The sequence below is a fragment of the Peribacillus sp. Aquil_B1 genome (assembly GCF_022603275.1).
Lineage (GTDB): Bacteria > Bacillota > Bacilli > Bacillales > DSM-1321 > Peribacillus.
The window spans coordinates 19359-35647 of sequence record NZ_JAKXEE010000011.1; the positions used below are offsets into that span (position 1 = coordinate 19359).

Genomic DNA, 16289 nt, shown 5'->3' on the forward strand with positions numbered 1-16289 from the left:
GCATTTTTTTATGTGCTTCTCCATGGGATCCGAAGTTTTTTTGTGAAATGCTCAAAGCCTTTGTGTGAAAAGGGGTTAATTTCCAGTAATTAATTATAGTATAATGGGTGAAAGCAAGGATGGATGATGATTCAATTAACATTACCTGTCCGGAAGAGGAGAAGCACATGGAACCTGAAAATCGTATATCGAATAAGGCCTTGACCGTATGGAAAATCAGTGGTCTTATAAGCTGTTCAATAACCTGGATTATAAGTATCGCCGTACTCGTGCTTACAATCATTTTTGATTGGACATATTGGGTGTTTGGAGCGTTGATCATCATTTCGATAATCCAAACCTATCTGTCCATCTTTTTGATTCCGTCAGTGAAATGGAAGAGGTGGCGTTACGAAGTAAGAAATACTGAAATTGATATCCAAAGTGGTATTTTCGTCATTAAAAGAACACTCATACCCATGATAAGGGTTCAGCATGTTGAAACGAAGCAAGGGCCATTATTAAGAAAATACGATTTAGCCTCCGTTGAAATTTCCACTGCAGCGACCCTTCATGTTATCCCAGCCTTGGACCTTGCAGAGGCAGATGAATTGCGGCATTATATTTCGAGAATGGCAAGTGTGGAGGAAGAAGATGTCTGATCCTAAAAGGCTTCACCCTATAGCTGTATTGCTTAACATCATTAAATCGATTAAGGAGTTAGTCATCCCTTTTTTATTAGTGGTCGTCATTCCTGGGAAGAATGAAGGAATACCAGGATGGATACAGCCGCTGGTCATTGCCATTATTATACTTTTACTGATAGGCATTGCATTCTTTCAATGGTTACGTTTTACATATCGCATAGAAGAGGGCGAATTCAGAATTGAGTCCGGGGTATTCGTAAGGAAGAAACGGTATATAAAGTTTGACCGGATCCATAGCATAGATATATCAGAGGGCATCATCCAGAGGATATTCAGCCTGGTGAAGCTGAATATTGAAACGGCAGGCGGGTCTCAGGCCGATGCCGTATTATCAGCCATAAGCAAAAGTGATGCGGAACGAATCAATGCTTTTATAAGTGAAGAAAAAAATGCGAAAAATCCTTTTGATAAGGATAAAGATGAAGTTGAGAATAAAGAATATGCAGCTAAATCGTCTTCCGTTTTTAAGCAGACTTTGCCGCAGCTATTCGTCATGGCTGCCACTTCGGGAGCGGTAGGTGTCTTCCTATCCGGGGCAATCGCTTTTATTTCACAGTTCGATGAAATGATACCTTTTGAGAGGATATTTAAGGATTATGAAGAGTTTATTGAAATGGGGACCATCATTCTGACCTTGTTTGCCCTGGTGGCTTTACTGGTGGTTTATGTACTGGCCACATTAAGCATGGTAATTAAATATGCTTCCTTCACCGTGTTAAAAACGGATGAGGAAATCGTTATTTCCAGAGGGCTTCTCGAGAAAAGGCAGCTGACAATCCCTATCCATAAAATTCAAGGTATCCGGATCATGGAGAATTTGATTCGAAAGCCATTGGGATTGGCGACGGTTTATATTGAATATGCTGGCGGCAGTATGGAAGATAAAGAAAGTCTATCCATCATGCTGTTCCCCTTAATCAGGAAGAGGCATTTACATGAAAAAATCCTGGAAATTTTACCAGTTTATGAAACTACCACTGAGATGACACCGATACCCAAGCGTGCACTTTCCCGTTATGTGTTTCGTAAGTTTCTGTACCTCATCCCGATCATCGGTGCCTTGGTATGGTTTTTCAGACCTTGGGGTTATCTTTCCCTTTTGCTTGTACCTTTGGCGATTTTTTGGGCTTACATGCAATATAGAGATGCAGGATGGAGCATAGATGGGAATTTGTTGCTATTGAGCAGCCGTTTTTTCTCGAAGCAAACATTGATCATGCAGAGAAGCAGAATTCAATCAATCACATATAAAAAAAGTTGGTTTCAAAATCGAAAAGAATTAGCAACGATTTCAGCATCGGTCAAATCAGGAATCACCTCCCGGGTCGGCATGGTTGCTGATGTGGAAGAAAAGGATTGCCTACTAATTAAATCATGGTATTTACCTAAAAAAGCAGTCGACTCCCAATGATTGAAGAAAAGAGTCGGCTGTTTGTCCTACCATTTTTTTCTTAAATATAATGGAGCTGTTAAAAATCCGGTTGCCAGTCCAGCCAAATGACCGATAACGTTGATCTGCGGTTGAATGAAGGTCATGATGATGGCGATTCCGGTCAGTGTATATACTGTATTTCTCTCGTTGTTCGTAAAATTGGTTTTATTGAAGAGTACAAGATATAGAAAGGATCCGAGTAAACCAAAAATTGCTCCGCTAGCACCTACGTGGTTATATGTCAGTGGGTTAATTAGAAAGGTTGCGATATTGGCAAGGATACCTGTCGATAAAAAGAAGATTGAAAACTTGACGGTTCCAAGTAATCTCTCTAGGAATGGACCGAAGATGGCAAGTGAGAAGCCATTAAACAGTAAATGTGTAAACGTGCTATGTAGAAAGATGGGGGTGATCAAACGCCACCATTGTCCGTCAGCGATGTATAAGTTCACTCCTGCGCCATAATAAAAGAGTACATTGCCGGGAAATATGGGGAAGAGGACAAGAACGAATACAATCATCATAATGAGTATGAGCACAGTGACAGCTCGATATGAATTTGCGTATTCGCGGAAGCTTTCTGTTCTTGTAAACATAAGTTCCTCCTTAGTATCGTTTTTAATTTAAATACAATATTATCATTTTCAGGTAAAAGAGTCCTCCTAATGATATGCAGCTTATTAAATGAATAGAAGAGGTGTCAAAGTGATTAAAGGTATAGGCGTGGACATTACTGAGTTGGATAGAATGGAAGCACTGATTAAGCGGCAACCCCGTTTAAAGGAGCGTATATTAACAGAAAGGGAAATCTTGATTTTCGAAAAGTTAAATGGAAGAAGGAAGATCGAGTATTTTGCTGGGCGTTTTGCGGCAAAGGAGGCTTTTTCAAAAGCAAACGGTACAGGGATCGGTCAGCACTTATCCTTTTTGGATATTGAAATCATATCGGATGATAAAGGAAAGCCGATGATTTCAAAACCGTTTTCTGAAGGGGTCCATCTTTCGATTAGCCACAGCCGCGATTATGCGGTTGCTCAAGTAGTAATTGAAGGGTGAATGGAGTTTTGTCCAATCGGGTCATAAACCTCTAGGTTGTCTCATATACATTTAGTGCTATAGGGAGACAAGGCCCGGTAAAAGGTACATGGCAGAGTAGGTGCTCTCGAAAAGTTTTTAGCCGGATCGAGAATGGGTCCGTGTCTAAAATACCGAGGAATCTAAGACATCAGTCGAGCCAATGTCCGGATCCTGCCTTTTCCTCTCCCTTTTACGTTCAAATGACAAAAAGGGGTTGAAAAGATGAAGAAGATGGTAATGCTTTTTGCAGGGATCATGCTCTTGCTTGCTCTTTCTGCTTGCGGCCAAAAATCACAGAGTGACGTAGTGAGTGATTTGAATGAGAAGCTTGGCGAAATGAAAGGATATAAGGCTAACGCGAAGATGACATTGAAGATGGGGACGGAACCTCAAGTGTATAATGTGGAGATTTGGCATAAGGACCCTTCTTTTTACCGCGTAAATCTGAAAAATGAAGAAAAGGATCAAAGCCAGATGATTTTGAAAAATGATGATGGTGTATATGTTCTGACGCCAGCTTTGAATAAAAGTTTTAAGTTTCAAAGCGAGTGGCCGGAGAACAGCAGTCAGGCCTATTTGTTCGAGTCGTTGGTGAAAGACATTACGGAAGATAAAAGTGCGACATATAAAGAAACGGATAAACATTATGTCTTTGAAACGAAAACACGCTACCAAAATAATAAAATGTTGCCATATCAAGAGATTACTATAAATAAAAAGGATTTATCCCCAGTCAGTGTAAAAGTCATGGACCCTGATAAGACAGCATTGGTACTAGTTGAATTTTCGAAAGTTAAGTTCGATACGACTTTTGATAAAGATTCATTTGATATGAAGAAAAACATGACAAGTGCACAACTTGAAGCACCCGTTATGGCAGAAGTCCAAAATGAAGGATTTGCAGTGAAATACCCTGAAAATATTGGGGATATGAATTTAACGGAAGAAAAAGAAATTACGACGGAAAAGGGAGAACGTGTCGTTTTGACCTATGAGGGTACAAAAAGTTTTACATTAGTTCAGGAAAAAGCTGAGGTAGTTCAAACTTCCGTTTCGACGAATGTGAATGGAGAGCCGGTTGATTTAGGTTATACTGTCGGGGCGATGACAGGAAATACGATTGCATGGACTTTTGAAGGTGTCGATTATATGCTTGCATCAAAGGATTTGACACAGGAAGAGATGATAGAAGTCGCCCGTTCGGTTGGGGAAGAACCAGTCAAATAGGATTACATAACAAGCTGATGTTTCCCGTCTCCTTACGAAGGTTTCTTCTGGGTAGGATAGGCGGGGAAGCAGCTTGTTGACATTTTTAATCCTTCCAACTGATTTAGGCTGGCAACTGGGAAATTAGAATCAAGGTGAAAAAGCACTTTATCTTTCTGGCGGTTGGTTATAGAATGTTCCTATAATGAAACGAAAACTTCGCTACTGGGAAGAATCTTATTGTGAGTGTAGGAAAGAAGGAAAAGTCTTGGAATCGAAAATATTTCATCGAGATACGTGGGCAGAAGTAAATTTGGATAAAATTTTTGAAAATATCTCTTCAATGAAACAAAGACTGGGGAATGACGTTAGTCTTTTCGCTGTCGTTAAGGCGAATGCATATGGCCATGGGGACTATGAAGTGGCCAAAACGGCGCTTGAAGCGGGGGCGGATTTTTTAAGTGTCGCTTTTTTGGATGAGGCTCTTGCCTTGCGAAAAAAGGGAATATTGGCCCCGATCCTTGTACTTGGGGCATCAAGGCCTGAAAGCGCAGCGCTTGCTGCCGAATATGGGATTTCCGTGACGGTTTTCGATGTAGCATGGTTGGAGAAGGCAAAGGATTTCTTGAAACCGGGACAAGTCTTGCAAATTCATGTAAAAGTGGATAGCGGCATGGGGAGAATCGGCATTCGGGATCAAGGCCAACTCATGAAAGTGGAAAGTTTGCTTGAAAGGGAAGCTTGTTTCAATTTCCAAGGAATATTCACTCATTTCGCGACGGCGGATGAAATGAAGACCGACTATTATGAAAAGCAGCTTGCTACATTTAAAGGGATGCTTTCGGTAATGACTGGAAAGCCTGAATATATTCATGCAGCCAATAGTGCAGCTTCTTTAAGATTCACCGACCCTGAATGGAATGCAATAAGAATGGGGATTTCCATGTATGGATTGAGTCCTTCCATGGAAATGAAGCCGATATTGCCATACCCATTAAAACAGGCTCTAGCATTGAGGACGAAGATGGTCGCGGTTAAACAGCTTGCTAAGGGTGAAAGCGTTAGCTATGGAGCGACTTATACGGCTGAAGGTGATGAATGGATCGGGACTTTGCCAATCGGTTATGCTGACGGCTGGATCCGTAAGCTGCAAGGTCAGGAAGTTCTTGTGGATGGAAGAAGAGTACCCATAGTCGGGAGGATTTGCATGGATCAATGCATGATCAAACTGCCTGGACCATACCCTGTAGGAACAGAGGTCACACTGATGGGGAATGATGGGGATGAATCGATTACTGTCGATGAGATAGCGGCAAAACTGGAAACGATCAACTATGAGATAACATGTATGATAGGAGCAAGAGTGCCCCGTGTATATATAAAAGACAATCAGGTGAATCATGTACGCAACTTCATTTTGGAATGAGCGGATTGTAAAAAAATCCTAAGATTGTGAATAAGATTTCCTTTATTATGCTGATAATAGGATTGAGAATAGAATATACTCTTTGCAGATAGGCATTTTAATGGTAATATTGAAAAGGATATATACAATAAAGGTGTGTAGTGATGGTGGAGGTGTATGTTTGTGTCTGAATCCAGCGCAACAAGAGAGATATTAATTCGATTACCTCAAAATTTTTTAACAGAGTTAGATGGGTATGCGAGTGAGGAAAATGTAAATCGCAGTGAATTTATTTATCGTGCCACAAAAATGTATCTTCGCGAACGTAAAAAGAAAGAGTTTCGTGAATCGATGAAACGCGGTTATATTGAAATGGCGGCCATTAACTTAACGATTGCTTCTGAAGCCTTCCAGGCTGAATTCGAGGCTGGTCATTGCGTTGAACGATTAGTTAGCGGAGGCTGAGCCATTGATTGTTGTTAAGCGTGGTGACGTATACTTCGCAGACCTTTCCCCGGTAGTTGGTTCAGAGCAGGGGGGGACCCGTCCGGTACTAATTTTACAAAACGATATTGGTAATCGCTTTAGTCCGACTGTGATCGTGGCAGCCATTACAGCTCAAATTCAAAAAGCGAAATTGCCTACACATGTTGAGATTAATGCAAAAAAGTACGGATTCGAGCGGGATTCCGTCATTTTATTAGAACAGATCCGGACAATTGATAAGCAGCGTTTAACTGATAAAATTACGCATCTTGACGAACCGATGATGCAAAAGGTCAATGAAGCTTTGCAAATTAGTTTAGGCCTCATTGAGTTTTAAAGAAAATTTTTCCCGTTAAACCGGGCGTTATTATAATACAAATCATTCTTGATGTTATTTAGATGGCACGATCCCTGCAACTGTGGGGATCGTGTTTTTTTTGTCAAATAACATTAACATATCCAAAAAGTATACAGCAGGAAATATGAAAAATTTGACGAATAAAAACATTATACAGTTAGATATTGGATGGAACGTCATTGTTTTTTATAGTATCTCCTAACTTTTTATTAATTGATGTTTTTCTTACCTGAATTTCGGGTATGTAGTTATTTTGTAGATACTTAAAAAAAGCAAAAGTTAGTGGGGAAACTCAAAGAAAATCCAAATGGAAATAACATTACAGTTAGTTAACATCCTTGTGACGAGGACAGGGAAACAAAGCAATTGTGTTAGAATGGGAGGATATTATGAATCAATTGGTTTACGATTTTATTAAGCAAAATCAAGATTACATCCTTACTGAGTGGATGGGCATCATGAAGGAAAGTACGGATGAAAGATTAATTAAAGTCGTTTCAGATCGAATGTTCACGCAAACGAGCAGTGAATTTATAGATATGATCATCACGAACGTTGATAGTAAAAACAAGGAATTCACATTGAAGCTTTCAGATTTTGCCGAGAAAGTCGTCCAATTGGGATGGCCTCTCACTTTCGTCAATGAAGGACTTCATAAATTCACGTTAATTGTCATTAATGGTATGGTGGAAAAGGGTCTGGTTACTCCTGATAATCAAGTCAATCTTGTTAACCATTTGGATAAATGGGCCACACCGATAAATAATGAAATAGTCAATATATATACTCAAACTTGGGAAAGAACTGTTTCCATGCAAAAAATAGCGTTACAAGAACTTTCGGCACCGCTCATTCCTGTATTGGAAGGAATAACGGTAATGCCGCTGATCGGTACGATTGATACGGAACGTGCCAAACAGATAATGGAAAACCTGTTGACTGGCGTTGTTAAGCATAGATCTGAAGTTGTTCTTATTGATATAACAGGCGTGCCGGTCGTGGATACCATGGTTGCCCATCATATCATACAAGCGGCGGAGGCTGTCCGTTTAGTGGGCGCAAAATGTATACTCTGCGGTATCCGTCCTGAAATTGCTCAAACCATCGTTAATCTTGGAATTAATTTAAATGAAGTGATTACAAAAAATACATTGAAAAAAGGGATAGAAGTTGCTTTGGAATTAACGAGCCGTAAGATCGTAAAGGTGGAGGGATAAGTATGAGGATTCCGATATTAAAGCTTTATGACTGCTTGTTAGTCTCTATACAGTGGGAATTGGATGATGTGACAGCCCTTCAATTTCAAGAGGATTTACTGCATAAGATTCATGAAACAAGTGCGAATGGCGTCGTTATAGATATTACCTCAATAGATTTTATTGATTCTTTTATCGCAAAGGTATTGGGCGATGTCTTTAGCATGTCTAAGCTTATGGGGGCCAAAGTTGTAATTACGGGGATCCAGCCTGCTGTTGCAATAACATTAATTGAACTGGGAATTAGTCTCGATGATGTTCTGACAGCATTAGACTTAGAGAAAGGCCTGGAGAAATTACAACAGGAATTGGGGGATTAAAGAATGGAGTTCCAATCCTGCGTAAAAATCATAAATGAATGGGACATCGTAGCTGCAAGGCAGCTCGGAAGAAATGTCGCTAAAGAGTTGGGGTTCGGTACTGTAGACCAGGCCAGGATCACAACTGCCATTAGCGAATTGGCCCGAAACATATACCTATATGCTGGACAAGGCAGTGTTAGCATAGAAAAGCTAAATATAAATGGGAAGTCAGGATTGAAAATCATTGCAGAGGACCAAGGGCCGGGAATTGAGGATATCCGCAGAGTTATGGAAGATGGATATACCACCTCAGGGGGATTGGGTGCAGGTCTTCCTGGAGCCAAACGTTTAATGGATGACTTTGATATTGATTCGATACCAGGTGAAGGGACTAAGATCATCGCTACGAAATGGCTCCGTTAGGGGGGGAATATGGATATTAGGGAGAACATGGAGAAAAAGTATCATGAGGCGCTTTCTACTTATCTTAAAGACCAAAATGAGCAGGCACTCTACCAAGGACAAAAGATTAGCCGCCTACATATCAAATACAATATATCTCCAGAAGAAATCATCAGTATGCATAAAAATAACTTAATGGAACTTTACCCGGACTTACCGGGGAAAGTATTGGATTCTTTCGATTTTCTGCTAGAAGTCATGATGGGCTACGGGATTGCATACCGTGAACATCAAAGCCTTAGACATCAACAGCAGGAACTGAAAACGGAAATCGAGATTGCGGCAAGCGTTCAACATACCCTTTTGGAAACGAAAATTCCTGATATCAAAGCTCTTGAAATTGGAGCGATCAGTGTTCCGGCGAGACAGATGAACGGAGATTACTATCATTTCGTCCAAGATGAAAATGATCGTATAGGAGTAGGGATAGCAGATGTTATAGGAAAAGGGATTCCTGCTGCATTGTGCATGTCGATGATCAAATATGCGATGGACAGTCTTCCCGAGCATCGTCATGAACCGAATAGTGTGCTTGAGAGTTTGAACCGTGTTGTGGAGCATAATGTGGATCCAAGCATGTTCATAACCATGTTCTATGGTTTATATGATCCGCATGACAGGCAATTTTCCTATGCTTCAGCCGGACATGAACCTGGCTTTTACTATGATGCCGCAACAGGTACTTTTAGCGATTTGGATGCAAAGGGCTTGTTGCTTGGAGTTGATAAAAAAACAAGGTATCGCCAATATGAAAAAACGGTGAATCGTGGAGACATGATCATTTTATTATCCGATGGAGTAACGGAGTGCCGGACGTATGATGGGTTCATAGAAAGGGAAACACTTATCGGTTTCATTAAAAAGAATATGCATTTGCAAGCCCAGGAAATGGTGAATAATATATTTAAACAATTGGAGAAAATGCAGAATTTCCAACTAAGGGATGATTTTACATTAATAATTTTAAAATCAAATGTTTAGTATTGTTTCTGCTGGGTATAGATATAGGAATGAAGAGGATTTGAAGAGGTGGGTCAAGGATGAATATAACTGTAGATGTTAATGAATTAAATACTGAATTTGTTGTAAAACTAAAAGGTGAAATCGATGCCTATACTGCACCGAAATTAAGGGAATCACTATTTCCGATTTCAGAGCAGGATAATGTTTCAATTACGATTGATTTATCTGAAGTCTCTTATATGGATAGTACGGGACTTGGGGTATTTGTCGGTGCTTTCAAAAGCGTAAGGGCACATAATGGAGAATTCACACTAGTTGGTTTATCAGAAAGGTTACGACGTTTATTTGATATAACAGGTCTTGCAGATATCATTGATATTAAAAGTGGTACAGAGGGTGGGTTAGAATGAGTCAAGTATATGATTACATCGAAATGAAAATACCTGCAAAACCAGAATTCATCGGTGTCATTCGTTTAACGCTTTCTGGGATAGGAAGCCGGATGGGATTTGCGTATGATGAAATTGAGGATTTGAAAATCGCTACAAGTGAGGCTTGTACCAATGCGGTACAGCATGCATATAAGGATTCTGATAAAGGTGAAGTGAAAGTGAGTTTCGGCCTTTATCCTGACCGTCTGGAGGTCATGGTTTCTGATAGTGGCAAGAGCTGTAATTTCGAAGAAGTTCGTCAAGGACTCGGTCCATACGAAAATGGACAAAAAGTCGAACTTTTGAGAGAAGGAGGCTTGGGTCTTTACCTTATTGAAACTCTGATGGATGATGTTAAAATTCATCAACATGATGGGGTTACAGTATTTATGACTAAGTTTTTAGAAGGAGAGCAGGTGGAGATGGATGCAAAAACAGTCTCAACCTAATCAGGCACAAAAAGAACAGGTAAATGAATGGATTAGAGCTTACCAGCAGAATCAAGATGATGAAGCGCAGAGTAATCTAGTCATCCATTATAAAAGTTTAGTTGAAACAATTTCCCGCAAGTATGCGAAAGGAAAATCATTTCAGGAGGATATCTCCCAAGTCGGCATGATTGGTTTATTAGGTGCCATTCGACGATATGATGAATCTTTCGGTAAGAGCTTTGAGGCATTTGCCGTCCCTACTATAATCGGTGAAATCAAAAGGTTCCTTCGTGATAAAACATGGAGTGTCCATGTGCCAAGGAGAATTAAGGAACTTGGTCCGAAAATCAGGGTGACTGTCGAGGAATTGACGACAACTCTGCATCGTTCACCAAGAATAGATGAAATAGCCGATAGTATAGGTGTAACTGAAGAAGAAGTTTTAGAAGCGATGGAAATGGGAAAAAGCTATCAAGCTTTATCTGTGGATCATTCTATTGAGGCGGATTCTGATGGCGGTACTGTCACATTGCTTGATATATTCGGGAATGTCGATGAAGGTTTTGAAAAGGTCAATCAGCGGCTTGTGCTTGAAAAGGTGCTGCATGTTCTGAGTGACCGTGAAAAGATGATCATTCAACATACTTATTTAGAGAACTTAAGCCAGAAAGAAGCTGGCGATAAACTGGGGATTTCCCAAATGCATGTTTCAAGGCTCCAACGCCGTGCGATCAAAAAGCTTCAAGAAGCCATTAATGCTGAAAACTCGGAGTTAATTCAGTGATCAAAGATATTCTGAGGGGAGAAAAAATAGAAGTCCTTGTCTCTCAATCGTCTAAAAACGGGATGGTTTATTGTGGCGATGATTACTTCTTTCTTCATACGAAAGATTACTTTGTGTGTGTTCTGGCAGATGGTCTAGGCAGCGGCAAAAATGCTTATGATTCCTCCCATGCCGTCATCGAGGAAGTTAAACGTAATCATGAGTTGGATGTAGAATCATTAATGGCAGTGTGTAACCAGGTTTTAGTCGATAAGCGTGGGGCAGCCGTTTCGATTTTGAAGATATTTTATGACAAGAATGAATTTGTATACAGTTCAGTGGGTAACATACGCTTTTTCCTGTATAATCCAAGCGACGATAAACTAGTTTACCCTTTACCTGTTACAGGGTATTTATCCGGAAGGAAACAAACATACAGGACGCAGAGCTACAAATATGAACCAAATGCAAAATTCATTCTTCATTCCGATGGTTTAGAACTTAAGGGAGCTAAATCATTTTTAAAAAGGCTGGTCCCGATCGATAAGAATGCACAATGTATATTAAAAAGCAGTCCATTAACTGCAGATGATACAACTTTCATTTTAGGAAGCTTACTTTCGCCATAATTCGGAAGTGAGCTTTTTTGTATGGAATTCGCAACTTCATCACTCATTTGCTAGACTATACTTATTAGATCAAAACGTTGGAGGTAAACATAATGATCGTTGTAGAAGATACATTGAAGGAACTGATTAAACAAATATCCAATGAGCTAACTTTGAAAAATCATCAAGTCCAAAACGTCATACAGATGCTGCAAGAGGGGAACACTGTCCCTTTTATTGCGCGGTATAGAAAAGAAATGACGGGTTCGCTTGATGAAGTCCAGATTCGTTCCATCATGGAAAGGTGGAGCTATCTGGAAAACCTTGGCCAGAGGAAAGCGGAAGTTACGCGTTCAATTGGTGAACAGGGAAAATTGACGGAAGAATTAACGAAACAAATCGAGAAGGCAACAAAACTGCAGGAGGTCGAGGATTTATATAGGCCATTCAAGCAAAAAAGGAGAACGAAAGCAACAGTCGCTAAAGAAAAGGGTCTTGAACCGCTGGCCAATTGGCTTCTGGAATGTCCAATGCATGCCAGTGTTAGCGAAAAAGCTGCAGAATTCATATCGGCAGAAAAAGAAGTTTCTTCTATTGAAGAGGCTATTGCTGGAGCGCAGGATATCATAGCTGAACATATTTCCGATGATGCTGAATTAAGGAAGTGGATAAGGGCTGAAATTTTCAAAGCCGGAAAAATGGTTTCAACTGTGAAAAATGAAGAGAAGGACGAGAAAAAAATCTTCGAGATGTACTATGAATACGAGGAACCGGTTCAAAGAATAGTGCCGCATCGGGTGTTGGCGCTGAATAGAGGTGAAAAGGAAGAGGTCCTGCGAATCTCCATTCAGCCCCGGAGTGAAATCATCATTGGTCATCTTGAGCGGAAAATCATTAAAAATAACAAATCTGAAGCCCAAGGTGTTCTTAAATCTGCAATTGAGGATGGGCTAAAGCGATTGATTTTGCCTTCTGTAGAACGGGAGATCAGAAAAGAGCTGACGGAAAAAGCTGAGGATCAAGCTATCCATATTTTCTCTGAAAACCTGCGGAATCTGCTCTTGCAGCCCCCGCTTAAAGGAAAAGTGGTCCTCGCCCTTGATCCGGCATATCGGACAGGCTGTAAGTTGGCTGTCATTGATGAAACCGGAAAGGTTCTCGATATCAGTGTGATCTACCCGCATCCTCCTGCTGCGAAACTTAATGCTGCCCGTGAAAAAACGATTGAAATACTTCAGCGGTTCTCGGTTGAGATTGTGGCAATAGGGAATGGTACGGCATCACGTGAATCAGAGCAATTCATCGCAGATATTTTGAAAGAAGTGAAAGGGAATATTTCATATATAATTGTAAATGAAGCGGGAGCCAGTGTATATTCAGCCTCGGATATTGCCCGTGAAGAGTTTCCGGATCTTCAAGTAGAACAGAGAAGTGCAGTTTCGATAGGAAGAAGGCTTCAGGATCCCCTTGCTGAACTTGTTAAAATTGACCCACAATCCGTGGGGGTGGGTCAATATCAACATGATGTGTCCCAGAAAAAGTTAACGGAATCCCTCACCTTTGTAGTAGAAACAGCTGTTAACCAGGTGGGTGTGAATGTCAATACCGCTTCATCGTCACTTTTGCAATATGTAGCTGGTTTATCAAAATCGGTTGCTCAAAATATTGTGAAGAAAAGGGAAGAGGAAGGGAAGTTTTCAAGCAGGAAGCAATTAAAGAAGATTCCCCGGCTTGGTGCCAAAACATATGAACAATGTATAGGGTTCCTGCGTATCATCAATGGAGATGAGCCTTTAGATCAAACCGCGATACATCCTGAGAACTACAGTGCCGTGAATAAATTATTAAAGAAAATGGGATTCACATCAGAAGATTTAGGCAGTGCAGCCCTGAATGAAGAATTAGGCAAACTAAATCCGGCGGATTTGGCCGATGAATTGGAAATTGGTGAAATTACGATAAAAGATATCATAGATGATTTGATGAAACCGGGAAGAGATCCTCGGGATGAATTATCAAAACCACTGCTTAAGCAGGATGTACTAAAAATGGAGGATCTGCAAACTGGGATGGAATTACAAGGTACAGTGAGGAATGTTGTGGATTTCGGTGCGTTTGTGGACATTGGTGTTAAGCAGGATGGACTGGTTCATATTTCTAAACTGAGCAACAAGTTTGTAAAGCACCCATTGGATGTAGTTGCCGTTGGGGATGTTGTGACGGTTTGGGTTGAACGGGTTGACTCCCAAAAACAAAGGGTATCTTTAACGATGCTCGAGCCAAAGGATCAAAACTAGCCTATGGTAAACTCCTTCTATATTAGAAGGGGTTTTTTTATATGGAACGAAGTTAAATTTATAACCGGAGGCTTTCTTTCTTTTGATAAAAAAACCAACATTGATTCAACATCTTCACTTGATAATAATCCTTATCATAAAAGGCTTTGCGGATTTGATTCTGGAACCAATTAGGCATAGCTTTTCCTCCCTTAATTTCCTATTGTATTATTAGTCTATGTTATAATGGGTTGTCATGTTACCAAGGAAAGGGAGGGGGAAATGGATAATTGGCAATTGCAAAAACTAGTGGAAGAAATATCGTTGAAAGACTTTGAGAAGGCCTTTAGACACCAAGCGAGTTTTAACCCGCGCCTCCGAACAACAGGGGGACGATACTTGCTCCGTTCACACAATATAGAAATCAATAAGAAGTATCTTGATGAACGCGGTGTGGAAGAAATGATAGGAATCATTAAGCATGAATTGTGCCATTATCATCTGCACATCGAGAAAAAAGGGTACCAGCATCGTGATGCCGACTTTAAGCAATTACTCAAAAAAGTGGGGGCTCCGAGATTTTGCGAGCCGCTGCCATCTAACCAATTAAAGAAAAAGATGAATACTATCCAATATATATGTGAAGACTGTCAGCAGGTATATATAAGAAAAAAGCGAATCGACACAACCCGTTTCGTTTGTGGTAAATGTCGCGGAACATTGATTTACCAAGGGTTTAAGGACTGAAAAACAAAAATATAAAAAAACATAAAAGAACCCTTGACTTTAAGTTGCAACCTCTTTATAATCATAAGAGTCGACAAGATAACAACTTGTTCTTAACGACAAACACTAAGGTCCTTGAGCGTGAAAAAGGAACCCAATTTTCATTATTCCGCAGTAGCTCAGTGGTAGAGCATTCGGCTGTTAACCGAACGGTCGTAGGTTCGAGTCCTACCTGCGGAGCCATTTTTTTGGGGAAGTACTCAAGAGGCTGAAGAGGCGCCCCTGCTAAGGGTGTAGGTCGCGTAAGCGGCGCGAGGGTTCAAATCCCTCCTTCTCCGCCAGCTACATTATTTTATTAAGGCCCATTGGTCAAGCGGTTAAGACACCGCCCTTTCACGGCGGTAACACGGGTTCGAATCCCGTATGGGTCACTTTCTTATGCGTAATCAAAATACTGGTCCCGTGGTGTAGCGGTTAACATGCCTGCCTGTCACGCAGGAGATCGCGGGTTCGATTCCCGTCGGGACCGCCATTTTTTTCTTCTAAAAAATACTTGCTAAAATAATATTATCGTGATATAATATTATCCTGGCTGTTAATTAGTAATTGATTATTGGGCTATAGCCAAGCGGTAAGGCAACGGATTTTGATTCCGTCATGCGAAGGTTCGATCCCTTCTAGCCCAGCCATTTTATTTAGAGCCATTAGCTCAGTTGGTAGAGCATCTGACTTTTAATCAGAGGGTCGAAGGTTCGAATCCTTCATGGCTCACCATTTATTTTCGCGGGTGTGGCGGAATTGGCAGACGCACCAGACTTAGGATCTGGCGCCGCAAGGCGTGGGGGTTCAAGTCCCTTCACCCGCACTGATAATTTTCTTCTTGACATCAAGTTGAAAAGGTGTTAAACTTACAAAGTCGCTTTCGCGGTCGTGGCGGAATGGCAGACGCGCTAGGTTGAGGGCCTAGTGGGGGAAACCCCGTGGAGGTTCGACTCCTCTCGGCCGCACCAATAACATCATAGAAATTAGCGCCCGTAGCTCAATTGGATAGAGCATCTGACTACGAATCAGAAGGTTGTAGGTTCGACTCCCGCCGGGCGCACCATATTTTACGGGAAGTAGCTCAGCTTGGTAGAGCACTTGGTTTGGGACCAAGGGGTCGCAGGTTCGAATCCTGTCTTCCCGACCATTCTTTCTGGAAATATTTTAAAATTAAATGCGGGTGTAGTTTAGTGGTAAAACCTCAGCCTTCCAAGCTGATGATGAGAGTTCGATTCTCTTCACCCGCTCCATTATTGCTCTTTGAAAACTGAACAAAACAAAGCGCCAACGTTAAATTTTAAGTGAGCACACACTATCAAAAAAGCAAATGAGCAAGTCAAACATTTCTTCGGAGAGTTTGATCCTGGCTCAGGACGAAC

The 16289-nt window shown here is 40.9% G+C and carries 19 protein-coding genes and 11 tRNA genes; 28 read left to right on the forward strand and 2 right to left on the reverse strand.

Annotated elements, in window-relative coordinates:
• Positions 1–119: 119 nt before the first annotated feature.
• Both MPH60_RS27200 and MPH60_RS27205 read left to right on the forward strand, forming a co-directional pair.
• A complete protein-coding gene (locus MPH60_RS27200; protein ID WP_241594485.1) occupies positions 120–641 on the forward strand; it encodes a PH domain-containing protein in 522 nt (173 codons plus the stop codon).
• On the forward strand, positions 634–2097 hold the full coding sequence (locus MPH60_RS27205; RefSeq protein WP_241594486.1) for a PH domain-containing protein: 1464 nt from the start codon (positions 634–636) through the stop codon (positions 2095–2097). The genes MPH60_RS27200 and MPH60_RS27205 overlap by 8 nt, the downstream gene beginning before the upstream one ends.
• Before the next feature lie 26 nt (positions 2098–2123).
• Here MPH60_RS27205 and MPH60_RS27210 read toward each other — a convergent pair whose 3' ends face one another.
• Positions 2124–2714 (reverse strand): rhomboid family intramembrane serine protease, encoded by a 591-nt coding sequence (locus tag MPH60_RS27210; RefSeq protein ID WP_241594487.1) that lies wholly within the window; start codon positions 2712–2714, stop codon positions 2124–2126.
• 109 nt (positions 2715–2823) lie between these two features.
• Here MPH60_RS27210 and acpS point away from each other — a divergent pair, with 109 nt between their 5' ends.
• The 14 genes from acpS (at position 2824) to MPH60_RS27280 (ending at position 14163) form a co-directional block, all read left to right on the forward strand.
• The gene (gene acpS / locus MPH60_RS27215; protein WP_241594488.1) at positions 2824–3174 is read left to right on the forward strand and encodes a holo-ACP synthase; all 351 of its coding nucleotides are present in this window, start codon (positions 2824–2826) and stop codon (positions 3172–3174) included.
• A gap of 243 nt (positions 3175–3417) precedes the next feature.
• On the forward strand, positions 3418–4422 hold the full coding sequence (locus MPH60_RS27220) for a LolA family protein (RefSeq protein WP_241594489.1): 1005 nt from the start codon (positions 3418–3420) through the stop codon (positions 4420–4422).
• A 247-nt stretch (positions 4423–4669) separates the two neighbouring features.
• The gene (gene alr / locus MPH60_RS27225; protein WP_241594490.1) at positions 4670–5827 is read left to right on the forward strand and encodes an alanine racemase; all 1158 of its coding nucleotides are present in this window, start codon (positions 4670–4672) and stop codon (positions 5825–5827) included.
• Positions 5828–5989: 162 nt separating this feature from the next.
• A complete protein-coding gene (locus MPH60_RS27230; RefSeq protein WP_034306380.1) occupies positions 5990–6271 on the forward strand; it encodes a CopG family ribbon-helix-helix protein in 282 nt (93 codons plus the stop codon).
• A gap of 7 nt (positions 6272–6278) precedes the next feature.
• Positions 6279–6629: a type II toxin-antitoxin system PemK/MazF family toxin gene (locus MPH60_RS27235; RefSeq protein ID WP_034306610.1), complete on the forward strand. Its 351-nt coding sequence runs from the start codon at positions 6279–6281 to the stop codon at positions 6627–6629.
• Positions 6630–7039: 410 nt separating this feature from the next.
• On the forward strand, positions 7040–7867 hold the full coding sequence (locus MPH60_RS27240; protein ID WP_048682050.1) for an RsbT co-antagonist protein RsbRA: 828 nt from the start codon (positions 7040–7042) through the stop codon (positions 7865–7867).
• Between the two features lie 2 nt (positions 7868–7869).
• On the forward strand, positions 7870–8226 hold the full coding sequence (locus MPH60_RS27245; protein ID WP_048682053.1) for an STAS domain-containing protein: 357 nt from the start codon (positions 7870–7872) through the stop codon (positions 8224–8226).
• 3 nt (positions 8227–8229) lie between these two features.
• Positions 8230–8631, forward strand: coding sequence for an anti-sigma regulatory factor (locus tag MPH60_RS27250; protein WP_101225983.1), 402 nt, complete (start codon positions 8230–8232; stop codon positions 8629–8631).
• Between the two features lie 9 nt (positions 8632–8640).
• Entirely contained in the window at positions 8641–9651 is a 1011-nt protein-coding gene (locus MPH60_RS27255; protein ID WP_241594491.1) for a PP2C family protein-serine/threonine phosphatase, read from the forward strand.
• 59 nt (positions 9652–9710) lie between these two features.
• Entirely contained in the window at positions 9711–10043 is a 333-nt protein-coding gene (locus MPH60_RS27260) for an anti-sigma factor antagonist (RefSeq protein WP_241594492.1), read from the forward strand.
• The gene (rsbW, locus tag MPH60_RS27265; RefSeq protein WP_241594493.1) at positions 10040–10513 is read left to right on the forward strand and encodes an anti-sigma B factor RsbW; all 474 of its coding nucleotides are present in this window, start codon (positions 10040–10042) and stop codon (positions 10511–10513) included. Before MPH60_RS27260 ends, rsbW begins: the two co-directional genes overlap by 4 nt.
• The gene (sigB, locus tag MPH60_RS27270; protein WP_241594494.1) at positions 10491–11279 is read left to right on the forward strand and encodes an RNA polymerase sigma factor SigB; all 789 of its coding nucleotides are present in this window, start codon (positions 10491–10493) and stop codon (positions 11277–11279) included. The genes rsbW and sigB overlap by 23 nt, the downstream gene beginning before the upstream one ends.
• A complete protein-coding gene (locus tag MPH60_RS27275; RefSeq protein WP_241594495.1) occupies positions 11276–11887 on the forward strand; it encodes a PP2C family serine/threonine-protein phosphatase in 612 nt (203 codons plus the stop codon). The genes sigB and MPH60_RS27275 overlap by 4 nt, the downstream gene beginning before the upstream one ends.
• A 92-nt stretch (positions 11888–11979) precedes the next feature.
• Positions 11980–14163, forward strand: coding sequence for a Tex family protein (locus tag MPH60_RS27280; protein WP_241594496.1), 2184 nt, complete (start codon positions 11980–11982; stop codon positions 14161–14163).
• A 58-nt stretch (positions 14164–14221) separates the two neighbouring features.
• Here MPH60_RS27280 and cmpA read toward each other — a convergent pair whose 3' ends face one another.
• Positions 14222–14341 (reverse strand): cortex morphogenetic protein CmpA, encoded by a 120-nt coding sequence (gene cmpA / locus MPH60_RS27285; RefSeq protein WP_241594497.1) that lies wholly within the window; start codon positions 14339–14341, stop codon positions 14222–14224.
• 83 nt (positions 14342–14424) lie between these two features.
• On the opposite strand from cmpA, the gene MPH60_RS27290 reads away from it, so the two are divergent.
• The 12 genes from MPH60_RS27290 (at position 14425) to MPH60_RS27345 (ending at position 16160) form a co-directional block, all read left to right on the forward strand.
• Entirely contained in the window at positions 14425–14889 is a 465-nt protein-coding gene (locus tag MPH60_RS27290; protein WP_241594498.1) for a SprT family protein, read from the forward strand.
• A gap of 147 nt (positions 14890–15036) precedes the next feature.
• Positions 15037–15111 (forward strand) — tRNA-Asn (locus tag MPH60_RS27295).
• A gap of 7 nt (positions 15112–15118) precedes the next feature.
• Positions 15119–15209, forward strand: a tRNA-Ser gene (locus tag MPH60_RS27300).
• 18 nt (positions 15210–15227) lie between these two features.
• Positions 15228–15299, forward strand: a tRNA-Glu gene (locus MPH60_RS27305).
• Between the two features lie 25 nt (positions 15300–15324).
• A tRNA-Asp gene (locus MPH60_RS27310) sits at positions 15325–15400 on the forward strand.
• Positions 15401–15482: 82 nt separating this feature from the next.
• A tRNA-Gln gene (locus MPH60_RS27315) sits at positions 15483–15557 on the forward strand.
• Between the two features lie 9 nt (positions 15558–15566).
• A tRNA-Lys gene (locus tag MPH60_RS27320) sits at positions 15567–15642 on the forward strand.
• A gap of 9 nt (positions 15643–15651) precedes the next feature.
• Positions 15652–15733: transfer RNA gene (locus tag MPH60_RS27325), tRNA-Leu, on the forward strand.
• Between the two features lie 59 nt (positions 15734–15792).
• A tRNA-Leu gene (locus MPH60_RS27330) sits at positions 15793–15878 on the forward strand.
• A gap of 18 nt (positions 15879–15896) precedes the next feature.
• Positions 15897–15973 (forward strand) — tRNA-Arg (locus tag MPH60_RS27335).
• A 7-nt stretch (positions 15974–15980) separates the two neighbouring features.
• Positions 15981–16057: transfer RNA gene (locus tag MPH60_RS27340), tRNA-Pro, on the forward strand.
• Between the two features lie 29 nt (positions 16058–16086).
• Positions 16087–16160 (forward strand) — tRNA-Gly (locus MPH60_RS27345).
• Positions 16161–16289: the final 129 nt, after the last annotated feature.

Bases quoted from the DNA above. Each gene is read 5' to 3' on its own strand.
- MPH60_RS27200 (WP_241594485.1), top strand. From the start codon at position 120: ATGGATGATGATTCAATTAACATTACCTGTCCGGAAGAGGAGAAGCAC.
- MPH60_RS27205 (WP_241594486.1), top strand. From the start codon at position 634: ATGTCTGATCCTAAAAGGCTTCACCCTATAGCTGTATTGCTTAACATC.
- MPH60_RS27210 (WP_241594487.1), bottom strand. From the start codon at position 2,714: ATGTTTACAAGAACAGAAAGCTTCCGCGAATACGCAAATTCATATCGA.
- MPH60_RS27220 (WP_241594489.1), top strand. From the start codon at position 3,418: ATGAAGAAGATGGTAATGCTTTTTGCAGGGATCATGCTCTTGCTTGCT.
- MPH60_RS27240 (WP_048682050.1), top strand. From the start codon at position 7,040: ATGAATCAATTGGTTTACGATTTTATTAAGCAAAATCAAGATTACATC.
- MPH60_RS27245 (WP_048682053.1), top strand. From the start codon at position 7,870: ATGAGGATTCCGATATTAAAGCTTTATGACTGCTTGTTAGTCTCTATA.
- MPH60_RS27250 (WP_101225983.1), top strand. From the start codon at position 8,230: ATGGAGTTCCAATCCTGCGTAAAAATCATAAATGAATGGGACATCGTA.
- MPH60_RS27255 (WP_241594491.1), top strand. From the start codon at position 8,641: ATGGATATTAGGGAGAACATGGAGAAAAAGTATCATGAGGCGCTTTCT.
- MPH60_RS27260 (WP_241594492.1), top strand. From the start codon at position 9,711: ATGAATATAACTGTAGATGTTAATGAATTAAATACTGAATTTGTTGTA.
- rsbW (WP_241594493.1), top strand. From the start codon at position 10,040: ATGAGTCAAGTATATGATTACATCGAAATGAAAATACCTGCAAAACCA.
- sigB (WP_241594494.1), top strand. From the start codon at position 10,491: ATGCAAAAACAGTCTCAACCTAATCAGGCACAAAAAGAACAGGTAAAT.
- MPH60_RS27280 (WP_241594496.1), top strand. From the start codon at position 11,980: ATGATCGTTGTAGAAGATACATTGAAGGAACTGATTAAACAAATATCC.
- cmpA (WP_241594497.1), bottom strand. From the start codon at position 14,341: ATGCCTAATTGGTTCCAGAATCAAATCCGCAAAGCCTTTTATGATAAG.
- MPH60_RS27290 (WP_241594498.1), top strand. From the start codon at position 14,425: ATGGATAATTGGCAATTGCAAAAACTAGTGGAAGAAATATCGTTGAAA.